This window comes from Bradyrhizobium sp. MOS001, from assembly GCF_004634465.1.
GTDB lineage: Bacteria > Pseudomonadota > Alphaproteobacteria > Rhizobiales > Xanthobacteraceae > Bradyrhizobium > Bradyrhizobium barranii.
Genome location: NZ_SPVJ01000004.1, coordinates 112,324 through 126,506, shown reverse-complemented (window position 1 = coordinate 126,506; position 14,183 = coordinate 112,324). Strand labels below are relative to the sequence as shown.

Genomic DNA, 14,183 nt, shown 5'->3' with positions numbered 1-14,183 from the left:
AACCATAAGCCCGTGGCCCATCCTCGAGACGGCGCTGTCGCGCCTCCTCAGGATGAGGAGCGATCAGAGCATGTAGCCGCCGTCGACGACAAGGTCGACGCCGGTGGTGAATGCGCTTTCGTCGCTGCCGAGATAGACCGCCATGGATGCGATTTCGTCGGCGGTGCCGAGCCGGCCCATCTTCTGGCGGGAGACGAACATCTCCTTGCCCTGCGGACCCTGCGCGGCGGCGCGGTCGAGCATCGAGGGCGTCTCGACGGTGCCGGGGCAGATGCTGTTGCAGCGGATGCCCTTGGTGATGAAGTCGAGCGCGACCGCGCGCGTCAGCAGCGACACCGCGGCCTTCGACGCGCTGTAGACGTAGCGGTTGGCCGGCGGCCGCAGCGCCGCGCAGGACGAGATGTTGACGATGCTGCCGCCGCCGCCCGCCAGCATCTCGGGCAGGAACGCCCGGATGGTCCGGTGCATCGACTTGACGTTGAGGTCGAACGAGAAGTCAAAATCCTCTTCCGAGCACTCCAGGATGGTGCCGTGATGCACGAAGCCCGCCGCGTTGAGCAGGATGTCGACCTTGCCGATGCGCTTGGCGAAGGCGTTGACGTCGGCGGTGTTGCGGACGTCGAGCTTTGCGACCTCGGCGATGCCTTCCTTGGTCAGGCCCGCGATGCCGGCCTCGTTGATGTCGGTGGCGATGACGGTTGCGCCTTCACGTGCGAATGCGATGGCGCATGCGCGCCCGATGCCTGCCGCTGCAGCCGTGACGACGGCGCGCTTTCCCTTGAGGCGGTCTGCCATGTTGTTTTTCTCCTTGGCTTGAATTTGTCTATCGGCTCGTCATTGCGAGGAGCTCGTGACAAAATTGCGCAGCAATTTTGCACTGTTGCGACGAAGCAATCCAGACTGTCTCCTTGGAGATATCTCTGGATTGCTTCGCTTCGCTCGCAATGACGACGTGGCTGTTAGTGGTTGTCTCTGGCGACACCAAACGTGCCGGCGACGTTCTGGTAGCGTGTGGCGAGCTCCATGCATGCGCCGGTCGATTGCTGGCCGACCGTGTTGCGGTAGATCTCCTGCCACGGCGTCTGGTTCGCCGGATACTTGAAGCCGCCATTGGCCATCAGCTCGGCGTGGCGCTTCTTCACCTCGTCGTCCGAAATGAGAATATTGGCGCTGCCCTTGTTGAGGTCGATGCGTACCTTGTCGCCGGTCTTGAGGATCGCGAGCCCGCCATTGGCGGCAGCTTCCGGCGAGGCGTTCAGGATCGACGGCGAGCCCGAGGTGCCGGACTGGCGGCCGTCGCCGATGCAGGGCAGGGCGAGAATGCCGCGTTTGATCAGCGCAGCCGGCGGCTGCATGTTCACGACCTCGGCGCCACCGGGGTAGCCGATCGGGCCGGTGCCGCGGACGAACAGCATGCAATTCTCGTCGATGTCGAGAGAAGGATCGTCGATCCGCTCGTGATAATCCTCCGGGCCCTCGAACACGATGGCGCGGCCCTCGAAGGCGCCAGGGTCCTTCGGGTTGCTGAGATAGCGGTCGCGGAATTCCTTGGAGATCACGCTGGTCTTCATGATCGCGGAATCGAACAGATTGCCCTTCAGGACCAGGAAGCCGGCGTCCTTCACCAGCGGCTTGTCGTAGGCCCGGATCACGTCATTGTCGGGCGCGGGCGCATTGGCGCAGTTCTCGCCGATGCCGCGGCCGTTCACGGTGACCGCGTCCTCGTGGATGCGCTTGTGCTTCATCAGCTCGCGCACCACGGCCGGCACGCCGCCGGCGCGGTGGAATTCCTCGCCGAGATAGAAGCCGGCCGGCTGCATGTTGACCAGCAGCGGCACGTCGTGGCCGAATTTCTGCCAGTCGTCGATCGACAGCTCGACGCCGATGTGGCGGGCCAGCGCGTTGATGTGGATCGGCGCGTTGGTCGAGCCGCCGATCGCCGAGTTGATCACGATGCAGTTCTCGAACGCCTTGCGCGTCAGGATGTCCGACGGCTTGAGGTCTTCCCAGACCATCTCGACGGCGCGCTTGCCGGTCTCGTAGGCGATCTGGCCGCGCTCGCGATAGGGGGCGGGGATCGCCGCGCAGCCCGGCAGCGAGAAGCCGAGCGCTTCGGCAAGCCCGTTCATGGTCGAGGCGGTGCCCATGGTGTTGCAATGGCCGACCGACGGCGCCGAGGACGCCACGATCTCCATGAATTCTTCATAGTCGATCTCGCCGGCGGCGAGCCGTTCGCGCGACTTCCAGACGATGGTGCCGGAGCCGGTGCGCTCGCCGGCATGCCAACCGTTCAGCATCGGGCCGCCCGACAGCACGATCGCGGGCAGGTTCACGGTCGCCGCCGCCATCATGCAGGCAGGCGTGGTCTTGTCGCAGCCGGTGGTCAGCACCACGCCGTCGAGCGGATAGCCGTAGAGGATCTCGACGAGGCCGAGATAGGCGAGGTTGCGGTCGAGCGCCGCGGTCGGGCGCTTGCCGGTCTCCTGGATCGGATGGGTCGGGAATTCCATCGCAATGCCGCCGGCCTCGCGGATGCCTTCGCGGACGCGGTGCGCCAGCTCGATATGGTGGCGGTTGCAGGGGGAAAGGTCGTTGCCGGTCTGGGCGATGCCGATGATCGGCTTGCCGGACTGAAGCTCGGCCCGGGTGAGGCCGTAATTCAGGTAGCGCTCCATATAGAGCGCCGTCATGCCCGGATTATGCGGATTGTTGAACCATTCCTGCGAGCGGAGGTGGCGGCGAGCGCCGTTGCTGGCGGGCGCATGCCCATTGGTTGGTTTTTTTGTCATTGGTTTCTCCTGCAATGCAAACGCACTGGCGTCGGGAGCTCAGCTTCGGCTGGTGCGATGCCCAACGGCGCGATCCATGGTTCAAAGGCCCGTTGGCGGGTCATTCCCTCACAAGCGCGATACTAGTCTTGGCCACTTGGTAACGCTATCATTTTGTTCGCGGCGCCCGCGCCTGATGCGGCAGGCCTGTCGTCCGACCGCCGCGACGACGAGCTTTGCCGCTCGATCACCTTGAAGCCGAGATCGAGCACCGGCTGCTCAGGGCGGTGTCCGTCGATCGCTTCGATCAGCATGGTGGCGGCCGTGTTGCCCATCTCGTAGCGGTTGGTGCGCACGCTGGTGAGGGTGGGCACCGCGGAGGCCATGAATTCGAGGTCGTTGAATCCGACGATCGCGATCTGCTCGGGGACCGCGATCTCCCGGCGCCGGCATTCGAACAGCACGCCGAGCGCGAGGTCGTCATTGGCGCAGAACACCGAGTCGATATCGGGCTCGCGCGCCAAAAGATCGGTGAACAGGGTGCCGCCGAGCGTCACCGAGGTCGGTGTCGCCGTCGTCACGACGAGGCGCTGCTCGAACAGCGCGGCGTCCTTCATGGCCGAGACATATCCGTCCAGCCGCCGCTGCACCCGCGGATCCATGCGCGCGCCGACGAAGCCGATCTTGCGATGGCCCTGCGCAAACAGGTGGGCGATCGCCGCGCGGGCCGCATCATAGTGCGAAAAGCCGATCATCATGTCGACCGGATTGGGCCCGATCTCCATGATCTGCACGATCGGGCAGTCGGCGGCCTCCAGCATCGCGCGCGATTCCGCGGTCTGGTCGATGCCGGTGACGATCAGTCCGGCCGGCTTCTGCGCGAGAAACAGGCGCAGCAGCTTCTCCTCCTGGAGAATACTGTAGCGTGTGTTGGACAACTGGATCGAGTACCGGCTGCCTTCGGAGGCGTCGTAGATGCCGCGCAGCACGTCGGAAAACACGTTGTTGGTCAGTGACGGGATCAAGACGCCGATCACTTCGGTGCGCTGCGAGGCCAGCGCCCGCGCCGCCAGGTTCGGCACATAGCCGAGCTCGTTGGCCGCGCTCTCGACCCGCGTCCGCTTGGCGACCGACAGGGCCTCCGGATTGCGGAAGAACCGGGACGCCGTGATCGGGCTGACGCCGGCAAGCTCGGCAACTTCCGCCAGCCGGATTTTACCTGACTTGGTGCGTTTTCGACCCATTAGTTGCTCTTATCACAGTCAGTCCGGCAAACAAAGGAACGTTGACAGCGCTACCAGCAACGACTAACCAAAGACAAATTGCCAAAACCGCACAAACTGCCGACAATGTCGCTCGCTAAGATCGGGCTTCGTTCGGTGAAGTCTGAAAAACAAGACGGTCGCGGCGCGTGAGGCGTCGTGGACTTTCGAGGAGGGAGCTAGATGTCGTCTGTGCAAATCCGCGACGTGCGGAAATCGTTCGGCAATTTTGAAGTCCTGCACGGCGTTTCGATTCCGATCGAGGACGGACAGTTCGTCGTCCTGGTTGGCCCCTCCGGCTGCGGCAAGTCGACGCTTCTGCGCATGCTTGCAGGCCTCGAGAACATCACCTCCGGCACGATCTCGATCGGCGACCGCGTCGTCAACAATATCCAGCCCAAGGAGCGGGATATTGCGATGGTGTTCCAGAACTACGCGCTCTATCCGCACATGACCGTCGGCGAGAACATGGGCTTCTCGCTGAAGCTGCGGAACGCGAGCTCCGACGAGATCAACAAGCGCGTCAAGCGCGCCGCCGAAATTCTCGCGCTGTCGCCGCTGCTCGAGCGCTATCCGCGCCAGCTCTCCGGCGGCCAGCGCCAGCGCGTCGCGATGGGCCGCGCCATCGTGCGCGATCCGCAGGTGTTCCTGTTCGACGAGCCCTTGTCGAACCTCGACGCCAAGCTGCGCGTCGCCATGCGCACCGAGATCAAGGAGCTGCACCAGCGGCTGAAGACGACGACCGTCTACGTCACCCACGACCAGATCGAGGCCATGACCATGGCCGACAAGATCGTCGTCATGCATGACGGCATCGTCGAGCAGATGGGCACCCCGCTGGAGCTCTACGACAAGCCCGACAACCAGTTCGTCGCCGGCTTCATCGGCTCGCCGGCCATGAACTTCCTGAAAGGCCATGTGCGCGTCAACGGCGTTGCGACCTTCGAGGGGCCGAACGGCGTCAAGCTGCCGCTCAAGAACGCGCCGGCGGCGTCCGACGGTCGTCCTGTCGTCTACGGTGTGCGACCCGAGCATTTCACCATCGCGGACGACGGCGCCGATGCCGAGATCATCGTGGTCGAGCCGACCGGCTCGGAGACGCAGGTGTTCGCGAAGGTGGGGGGCGAGCAGGTCGTCGCGGTCTTCCGCGAGCGTCACCAGTTCAATCCGGGCGACAAGGTCAAGCTGAAGCCTGACCCGTCACTGGTTCACCTGTTCGACGAGGCGACGGGCAAACGCATGTAGCCGCGCCGAAGGATTGCCCAACGACTGTTCAAGAACGACCCAATACAAATATAAAATTCAGGGAGAGAACGATGAGCAATTTCGACAGGCGAAGTGTGCTTAAGGCCGGCCTGGGCGGCGCAGCGTTGCTGGCCGGCCCGGGCATCGTGCCGGTCCGCGCCGCGGAGTGGACCAACACGCCCGAACCGAACGCGTCCATCCGCGTCTTGCGCTGGAAGCAGTTCATCCAGGCCGAGTTCGACAAGTTCGCCGAGCAGACCAAGAAGTTCTCCGAGAAGACCGGCGTCAAGATCAAGCTCGAGGCCGAGAGCTGGGAAGACATCCGCCCCAAGGCCGCGGTGGCCGCCAATGTCGGCGCCGGCCCCGACCTCATCATCGGCACGCTCGACGATCCCCACAAATTCCCGGAAAAGCTGATCGATATGACTGATGTCGCCGACTATCTCGGCGCGCAGTATGGCGGCTGGTATCCGGTTGCCGAACGTTACGGCAAGAAGGGCAACAGCTGGATCGCCATTCCGCAGGGCGCGACCGGCGGCTGCCTGAACTACCGCATCAGCCACGTGAAGGCTGCGGGCTTCGAGGAATTCCCCAAGGACACCGCCGGCTTCCTCAAGCTCTGCCAGGCGTTGAAGAAGAACAACACGCCGGCCGGCTTCGCGCTCGGCCATGCCACGGGCGATGCCAATGGCTGGTGCCAGTGGGCGCTCTGGGCGTTCGGCGGCAAGGTCGTCAACGACAAGAACGAGGTCGTGATCGACTCGCCGGAGACGATCGCCGCGCTCGAATACGTCAAGCAGCTCTACGAGACCTTCATCCCGGGCGTGCTGTCGTGGAATGACTCGAACAACAACAAGGCGTTCCTGAACGGCGAACTCAGCCTGACGCTGAACGGCATCTCAATCTGGACCGTCGGCAAGAACTCCACCGATGCGAAGCAGCAGGAGATCGCCAAGGACATGAACCACGCGCCGATGCCGATCGGCCCCGTGGGCGTGTCGACCGAGCAGCAGAACGTGCTGGTCTACTACGGCTACAAGCACTCGAAGTATCCCAAGGCGGTCAAGGAATTCATCAAGTTCATGATGGACAAGGAGAATTACGACGCCTGGGAGGTCGCTTCCAACGGCTACGTGTCGCCGCCGCTGCCGGCCTACAACGACAATCCGGTGTGGACGTCGGATCCGAAGATCACCCCGTACCGCGACTGCCTGAAGCGCTGCCGCGACAACGGCTTTGCCGGCGATCTCGGCTATGCCTCCGCCGCGGTGATGGGCGACTTCGTCGTCGTCGACATGTTCGCGGAAGCAGCCTCCGGCTCGGCGACGCCGAAGCAGGCGGCGGCGCGCGCCGCCGAGCGCGCCAAGCGCTACTATCAGGTCTGATCAACGCCAATCTGCGCGGCGTCCGGTTCGCCGGACGCCGTGACTTTTCTCCCGAGGGGAATCCGACATGGCAGTCATGGCCGAGTCCGCTGTCGCGCAGGTCAAGCGCGCCAGCCTCTGGACCAGAGCATTCGAGAGCCGGAATTGGCTCGGCGCGATGTTCATGGTGCCGGCGATCGCGATCCTCATCCTGTTTCTGGCTTATCCGCTGGCGCTGGGCTTCTGGCTCGGCATGACCGACACCAAGATCGGCGGGGCCGGGCGCTATATCGGCTTTGCGAACTTCGTCTCGCTCTCCAAGGATTCGGTGTTCTGGCTCTCGGTCTTCAACACCATCTTCTATACGTTCACCGCGAGCATCGTGAAATTCGCCATCGGCCTTTACCTCGCGCTGCTGCTCAACGAGCGGCTGCCGTTCAAGTCGATGATCCGCGCCATCGTGCTGCTGCCCTTCGTGGTACCGACGGTGCTGTCCGCGATCGCGTTCTGGTGGATCTATGACAGCCAGTTCTCGATCATCTCCTGGGTACTGATCAAGGCCGGCCTGATCACGCGCTACATCGACTTCCTCGGCGATCCCTGGAATGCGCGCTTGTCGGTCGTCGCCGCCAATATCTGGCGCGGCGTGCCCTTCGTGGCGATCACGCTGCTGGCGGGATTGCAGACGATTTCGCCCTCGCTCTACGAGGCCGCCAATCTCGATGGCGCCACCAACATGCAGCGCTTCCGCCACATCACGCTGCCGATGCTGTCGCCGATCATCGCGGTCGTGATGACATTCTCGGTGCTGATGACGTTCACCGACTTCCAGCTGATCTACACCATCACGCGGGGCGGGCCGATCAATGCCACGCATCTGATGGCGACGCTGTCGTTCCAGCGCGCCATCACCGGCGGCAATCTCGGGGAGGGCGCGGCGATCTCGAACGCGATGATCCCGTTCCTGGTCGCAGCGATCCTGCTCAGCTTCTTCGGGCTTCAGCGCTCCCGCTGGCAGCAGGGCGGGAGGGACTGACCATGAGCACCGCAGACGACCAAAGCGTCGGAATGGATTATCTCGAGAGCTTCCCGCGGAAGTTCTTGCGGGTCTACTTTCCGCTCGGCCTGATCATCTTCTTCCTGCTGTTCCCGTTCTATTGGATGGCGGTCGCGACGTTCAAGCCGGACGCGGAGATGTACGATTACGAGAAGTACAATCCGTTCTGGATCGTGAATCCGACCATTGAGCACATCAAGAAGCTGTTGGTCGAAACCGACTATCCGCTCTGGATGTGGAACACCGTGATCGTCTCGGTGTCCTCCACCTTCATCTCGCTGTTCGCCAGCGTCTGCGCCGCCTACGCGATCGAACGTCTCCGCTACAAGGGCTCGCGCTATGTCGGCCTTGCGATCTTCCTCGGCTATCTCGTGCCGCCCTCGATCCTGTTCATTCCGCTGGCGGCGATCGTGTTCCAGCTCGGCCTGTTCGATGGCAATCTGGCGCTGATCCTGACCTATCCGACCTTCCTGATCCCGTTCTGCACCTGGCTCCTGATGGGCTATTTCCGCACCATTCCCTACGAGCTCGAGGAATGCGCGCTGATCGACGGTGCGACGCGGCTCCAGATCCTGGTCAAGATCACGCTGCCGCTGTCGCTCCCGGGGGTGATCTCGGCCGGCATCTTCGCCTTCACGTTGTCCTGGAATGAGTTCATCTACGCGCTGACCTTCATCTCCTCGTCGGAGAACAAGACGATTCCCGTCGGCGCCATCACCGAGCTCGTCAGCGGCGACGTCTACCATTGGGGCGCGCTGATGGCGGCGGCCCTGATCGGCTCGGTCCCCGTAGTTATCCTTTATTCCTTCTTCGTGGAGTACTATGTGTCGGCGATGACCGGCGCCGTGAAGGAATGATCGCGGGGCCTGCCTTGAGAGCGTGCCAGGAGAACGTGTCAGGAGCGGCGCGCTCCGGCCAATAAGAAGGAGTAGGCTCTTGCACATTCTGGTTCTGGGCGCCGCCGGCATGGTCGGCCGTAAATTGTGTGAACGGCTGTTGCGCGACGGCCGGCTCGGCAAGAGCGACATCACCAAGCTGACCATGCACGACGTGGTCGAGCCCAAGAAGCCGGAAAAGGCCGGTTTCCCCGTCGAGACCGTGTCAGGCGATTTCGCCGTGCCGGGCGCAGCCGAAAAGCTGATCGCCGGCCGACCCGACGTGATCTTCCATCTCGCCGCGATCGTCTCCGGCGAAGCCGAGCTCGATTTCGACAAGGGCTATCGCATCAATCTCGACGGCACGCGGATGCTGCTCGATGCCGTCAGGCTCGTCGGCGGCGGCTACAAGCCGCGCGTGGTCTTCACCTCGTCAATCGCGGTGTTCGGCGCGCCGTTCCCGGATGCGATCGGCGACGAGTTCTTCCACACCCCGTTGCTCAGCTACGGCACCCAGAAGGCGATCGGTGAATTGCTGCTCGCCGACTATTCGCGCCGTGGCTTCCTCGACGGCATCGGCATTCGGCTGCCGACCATCTGCATCCGGCCCGGCCTGCCCAATAAGGCGGCATCGGGCTTCTTCTCCAACATCCTGCGCGAGCCGCTGGCCGGCAAGGAAGCGATCCTCCCGGTCTCCGAGGATGTCCGCCACTGGCACGCCACGCCGCGCTCGGCTGTCGGCTTCCTGCTCCATGCCGGCACCATGGATCTCGCCAAGGTCGGCCCGCGCCGCAACCTGACGATGCCCGGCTTCTCGGCCACGGTCGGCGAACAGATCGCTGCGCTCAAGCGGGTGGCCGGCGACAAGGTCGCCGCGCGCATCAAGCACGAGCTGGATCCGTTCATCGTCGGCATCGTCGGCGGCTGGCCGCGCAATTTCGAGGCGAAGCGGGCGCGCGAGCTCGGCTTCACCACCGAAGAAAAGACTTTTGACGACATCATCCGCATTCACATCGAAGACGAGCTCGGCGGCAACTTCGTCGCCTGATCTAACCGATGAACAGCGTGGATATGACGATGGCGAGCGTTGCTTGCATCGGTGAATGCATGGTCGAGCTCCGGCAGGCCCAGGGTGGACAGTCCGCTGGACAGTCCAGCGGGCATGGCCAGGGCGGCGGCCTGTATTCGCGCGGCTTCGGTGGCGACACCCTCAACACGGCGGTGTACCTGGCGCGGCTCGAGGTCAAGGTCGATTATCTCACCGCGCTCGGCGACGATGCCCTGAGCGACGAGATGATCGCGGCCTGGAATGCGGAGGGCGTCGGGACCCGCCGCGTCTCCCGGCTGCCGGGCAAGCTGCCCGGCCTCTACATGATCCAGACGGATGCGAAGGGCGAGCGGCAGTTCTTCCACTGGCGCGACAGTGCGGCGGCGCGCCAGTTGATGAGCCTGCCCGAGACGGACGAGCTGCTCAACTCGCTGATGAGCTACGACATCGTCTATCTCTCCGCGATCACGCTCTCGATCTACGATGCGGCCGGGCGCGAGCGCCTGTTCGCGGCGATCAAGCGGGCGCGCCTGCTCGGCACCCGCTTCGTGTTCGACACCAATTTCCGCGCGCGGGGATGGCCGGACCGCGACGTCGCCCGCGAGGTCTTTGCCACGGCGTTTGCGACCGCCGACATCGTGCTGACCTCGACCGAGGATCTGCTCGCGCTCTATCCCGGCGAAAGCCACGAGCAGTTGATGGCACGCATCCCGAGCCCCGAGCTGGTGTTCCGTCTCGCCGAGCCCGTCAGCCTGCTGCGCTTTCCCGGCGGCACCAGCGAGGTCCGCGCCGAGCCCATGACCAAGCCGGTCGTTGACACCACAGCGGCGGGCGACAGCTTTGCCGCGGCCTATATCGCGGCCCGGCTCGGCGGCTCCGATCCGGTCGAGGCAGCCCAGGCCGGGCACCGCCTCGCCAGCCTCGTGATCTGCTATGCCGGCGCCATCATTCCGGGCTATGCCATGCCGCCGAAGAAGCGGCACCGGCCGGCGACCACGCGTCAAGCGACCAAGTGAAACGAAAGCCAAGATGACCACGACCGCCCAACAGAACCATCTCGTCGCGCTGTTCAAGGCCGCGACCGTCATTCCCGTCCTCACCATCGAGCGGATCCAGGATGCCGTGCCGCTGGCGAAAGCGCTGGTGGCCGGCGGCGTCCGCACGCTGGAGGTGACCATGCGCACCCCCGTTGCGATCGAGGCGGCGAGGGCGATGATGGCCGAGGTGCCCGAGGCGGTCGTCGGCATCGGCACGATCCTCAAGCCGGCCGATTTCGTCCGTGTCGAGAAGTTGGGCGTCGCGTTCGGCATCAGCCCGGGTCTGACCCCCGATCTCCTGAAGGTCGCCGCGGACAGCTCCTTGCCGTTCGCGCCGGGCATTGCCACCGCGTCCGAGCTGATGCTGGCGCTGTCCTACGGCCTCGACGTCGCAAAATTCTTCCCGGCCGAGCAGGCCGGCGGCATCAAGGGCCTGCGCGCGCTGGGCGGGCCGTTCCCGAATGTGCGGTTCTGCCCGACCGGCGGTGTGGGCGAGGCCAATGCGGCGACCTGGCTCGCCGAGCCCAACGTGGTCGCGGTCGGCGGTTCCTGGCTATGCCCGACGGCGGAGATCAAGGCCGGGAACTGGGCCGGCATAACTGCCATCTGCCAGCGCACCCTCAAGGCCCTGAAAGCCACGTGAAGTCTTGCGGTTGGTGGGCTAAGACTTAGGTCAGTAAGAGACCCCAGGGAGATGACCATGACCGCCAGCATCGTCGGATGGGCGCATACGCCGTTCGGCAAGTTCGACACCGAGACCGTCGAAAGCCTCGTCACCCGCGTGGCCAACGAGGCGATGGCCGATGCCGGCATTTCCGCGTCCGACGTCGACGAGATCGTGCTCGGCCATTTCAACGCCGGCTTCTCGCCGCAGGATTTTACCGCCTCGCTGGTGCTCCAGGCCGACCCGAAGCTGCGCTTCAAGCCGACGACCCGCGTCGAGAACGCCTGCGCCACCGGCTCCGCCGCGGTCCATCAGGGCCTGCGTGCGATCGACGCAGGCGCGGCCAGGATCGTGCTCGTCGTCGGCGTCGAGCAGATGACCCGCACCCCGGGTCCGGAGATCGGCAAGAACCTGCTCAAGGCGTCCTATCTGCCGGAGGACGGGGACACCGTCGGCGGCTTCGCCGGCGTGTTCGGCAAGATCGCCAGCTCCTATTTCCAGAAATACGGTGACCAGTCCGATGCGCTGGCGCTGATCGCGGCCAAGAACCACAAGAACGGCGTCGCCAATCCCTTCGCCCAGATGCGCAAGGACTTTGGCTTCGAGTTCTGCCGCGCCGAGAGCGAGAAGAACCCCTACGTCGCGGGTCCCCTGAAGCGTACCGACTGCTCGCTGGTCTCCGACGGCGCCGCGGCGCTGGTGCTGGCCGATGCCGAGACCGCCAAGGGCATGAGCAAGTCGATCGGCTTCCGCGCCACCGCGCACGCCCAGGACTTCCTGCCGATGTCCAAGCGCGACATCCTCCAGTTCGAGGGCTGCACGGTCGCCTGGCAGCGCGCGTTGGAGAAGGCGGGCGTCGCGCTCACCGATCTCTCCTTCGTCGAGACCCATGACTGCTTCACGGTCGCCGAGCTGATTGAGTACGAAGCGATGGGCCTGACGCCGAAGGGGCAGGGCGCCCGCGCCATCAAGGAAGGCTGGACGCTCAAGGACGGCAAGCTGCCGGTCAATCCGTCCGGCGGGTTGAAGGCCAAGGGCCATCCGATCGGCGCCACCGGCGTCTCCATGCACGTGATGACTGCGATGCAGCTCGCCGGCCAGGCGCCCGAGGGCATGCAGCTCAAGAACGCCAAGCTTGGCGGCATCTTCAACATGGGCGGCGCAGCGGTCGCGAATTACGTTTCCGTGCTGGAGCCGCTGAAGTAAGTTCTCGTAGGGTGGGCAAAGGCGCGTTTGCGCCGTGCCCACCTTTTTGTTGCGCTAGATCATGGTGGGCACGCTACGCTTTGCCCATCCTGCGGCTCTTCATTGATTGGCAGGGAATGCATCATGGGCAATGACTACGAAGACTCGCTGTCGATAGACGCACTCAACGATCGCATCGCGATCCTCGAGGACAATATCCGGCAGCTCATCGAGCAGGCCGCGGCCGCCTCCGGCGAGCAGAACGAGTCGCGGATCGCCGACCGGATCAACCAGCAGAACGATGAGCTCGACCGTCTCATCAAGATCCGCGAATCCCGCCAGAAGAAATAGCGGCCGCGGCACCGCGCATGCGGCCATACCCCGGCCGCCCTTGCGTGCGCGGCGTCGCTGCCCTTAGCTGGACCGAAATCGCAGGGCCAGGTTGAGCCCGCGCAATCGGGAGCGAACGGATGGGGCCGCTGAAGGGCATCAAGGTCGTGGATATGACCACCGTGCTGATGGGTCCCTATGCGACCCAGATGCTCGGCGACTACGGTGCCGACGTGATCAAGGTGGAATCGCTCGACGGCGACGTCACCCGCCTGATCGGCCCGATGCGCCATGCCGGCATGGGCCCGGTGTTCCTCAACACCAACCGCAGCAAGCGCTCGATCTGTCTCGATCTGAAGAAGCCCGCCGGCCGAGAGGTCGTGCTGCGGCTGCTGAAGGACGCTGACGTTCTCGTCTACAATGTCCGCCCGCAGGCGATGGCGCGGCTTCAGCTCGGCTACGACGTCGTCGCCGCAATCAACCCGCGCCTCGTCTATGCCGGGGTGTTTGGCTTTGGTCAGGACGGGCCCTATGCAGCAAAGCCCGCCTATGACGATTTGATCCAGGGTGCGACCGCGCTCCCCGCCTTGATGGCGCAGACCGGTGACGGAGTGCCGCGCTATGTGCCCAACGCGCTGGTCGACCGCATCGTCGGTCTCACTGCGGTCGGCGCGATCTGCGCCAGCCTCGTGCATCGGGATCGCACCGGACGCGGCCAGCGCGTCGACATCCCGATGTTCGAGACCATGGCCGGCTTCGTCATGGGCGACCACATGGGCGGGCTCACCTACGAGCCGCCGCTCGACAAGGGCGGCTACGCCCGCCACCTCTCGCGCGACCGCCGGCCCTACAAGACCTCGGACGGCTATCTCAGCGTCATCGTCTACAACGACAAGCAGTGGGAAAACTTCTTCAAGGCAACGAGCCGCGACGATCTGCGCGCCGATCCCAAATTCGCGACCTTCGCCGGCCGTGCCGCCAATATCGACGTCGTCTATGCCGAGCTCGCGCGCATCTTCGAGACGCGCACCACGGCCGAGTGGATCGATTTGCTGACCAAGGCCGACGTGCCCGTGATGCCGATGCACGACCTCGCGTCCATCCTGCACGACGAGCATCTGGAAGCCACCGGCTTCTTCCCGGTCGTGAACCATCCGACCGAAGGCCCGATCCGCAGCATGAAGGTGACGGCGACCTGGTCAGAGACCGAGGCGGAGCCGGTGCGACTCGCGCCGCGGCTCAACGAGCACGGCGCGGAGATTCTGCGCGAGGCCGGCTACTCCCCGGACGAGATCGCCGCCATGGTGCGCGACGGTGTCACGCCTCACCGCCGGAGCAGGGAGGGGCA

The 14,183-nt window shown here is 64.5% G+C and carries 12 protein-coding genes and 1 pseudogene; 10 read left to right on the top strand and 3 right to left on the bottom strand.

The window, feature by feature from the left end; genetic code table 11:
* Positions 1-63: 63 nt before the first annotated feature.
* The 3 genes from CT676_RS08300 to CT676_RS08290 form a co-directional block, all read right to left on the bottom strand.
* Positions 64-795: an SDR family oxidoreductase gene (locus CT676_RS08300; RefSeq protein WP_135214354.1), complete on the bottom strand. Its 732-nt coding sequence runs from the start codon at positions 793-795 to the stop codon at positions 64-66.
* A gap of 164 nt (positions 796-959) precedes the next feature.
* The gene (locus CT676_RS08295; protein ID WP_135214353.1) at positions 960-2,789 is read right to left on the bottom strand and encodes an IlvD/Edd family dehydratase; all 1,830 of its coding nucleotides are present in this window, start codon (positions 2,787-2,789) and stop codon (positions 960-962) included.
* Between the two features lie 122 nt (positions 2,790-2,911).
* Complete coding sequence (locus tag CT676_RS08290) at positions 2,912-4,012, bottom strand: LacI family DNA-binding transcriptional regulator (RefSeq protein ID WP_071914937.1); 1,101 nt, start codon at positions 4,010-4,012, stop codon at positions 2,912-2,914.
* Positions 4,013-4,213: 201 nt separating this feature from the next.
* Between CT676_RS08290 and ugpC the strand changes: the two genes are divergently transcribed.
* The 10 genes and pseudogenes from ugpC to CT676_RS08240 all read left to right on the top strand — a co-directional run.
* Positions 4,214-5,275 carry a sn-glycerol-3-phosphate ABC transporter ATP-binding protein UgpC gene (ugpC, locus tag CT676_RS08285; RefSeq protein ID WP_063983849.1) on the top strand — a complete coding sequence of 354 codons (1,062 nt, stop codon included), beginning with the start codon at positions 4,214-4,216 and terminating at the stop codon, positions 5,273-5,275.
* Between the two features lie 71 nt (positions 5,276-5,346).
* Positions 5,347-6,660, top strand: a complete 1,314-nt coding sequence (locus CT676_RS08280; protein WP_071914934.1) for an ABC transporter substrate-binding protein — start codon at positions 5,347-5,349, stop codon at positions 6,658-6,660.
* Between the two features lie 67 nt (positions 6,661-6,727).
* Entirely contained in the window at positions 6,728-7,675 is a 948-nt protein-coding gene (locus CT676_RS08275) for a sugar ABC transporter permease (protein WP_063983847.1), read from the top strand.
* Between the two features lie 2 nt (positions 7,676-7,677).
* Positions 7,678-8,553 (top strand): carbohydrate ABC transporter permease, encoded by an 876-nt coding sequence (locus tag CT676_RS08270; RefSeq protein WP_014495982.1) that lies wholly within the window; start codon positions 7,678-7,680, stop codon positions 8,551-8,553.
* A 79-nt stretch (positions 8,554-8,632) separates the two neighbouring features.
* On the top strand, positions 8,633-9,619 hold the full coding sequence (gene denD, locus CT676_RS08265) for a D-erythronate dehydrogenase (RefSeq protein WP_071914932.1): 987 nt from the start codon (positions 8,633-8,635) through the stop codon (positions 9,617-9,619).
* Positions 9,620-9,648: 29 nt separating this feature from the next.
* Positions 9,649-10,635: a sugar kinase gene (locus CT676_RS08260; protein WP_167767987.1), complete on the top strand. Its 987-nt coding sequence runs from the start codon at positions 9,649-9,651 to the stop codon at positions 10,633-10,635.
* A 13-nt stretch (positions 10,636-10,648) separates the two neighbouring features.
* The gene (gene eda, locus CT676_RS08255) at positions 10,649-11,299 is read left to right on the top strand and encodes a bifunctional 4-hydroxy-2-oxoglutarate aldolase/2-dehydro-3-deoxy-phosphogluconate aldolase (RefSeq protein ID WP_028146563.1); all 651 of its coding nucleotides are present in this window, start codon (positions 10,649-10,651) and stop codon (positions 11,297-11,299) included.
* A 57-nt stretch (positions 11,300-11,356) separates the two neighbouring features.
* Positions 11,357-12,526 carry an acetyl-CoA acetyltransferase gene (locus tag CT676_RS08250; RefSeq protein ID WP_063983845.1) on the top strand — a complete coding sequence of 390 codons (1,170 nt, stop codon included), beginning with the start codon at positions 11,357-11,359 and terminating at the stop codon, positions 12,524-12,526.
* 123 nt (positions 12,527-12,649) lie between these two features.
* A complete protein-coding gene (locus CT676_RS08245; RefSeq protein WP_014495977.1) occupies positions 12,650-12,856 on the top strand; it encodes a hypothetical protein in 207 nt (68 codons plus the stop codon).
* Positions 12,857-12,975: 119 nt separating this feature from the next.
* A pseudogene (locus tag CT676_RS08240) lies at positions 12,976-14,157 on the top strand (CoA transferase); the annotation flags it as partial.
* Positions 14,158-14,183: the final 26 nt, after the last annotated feature.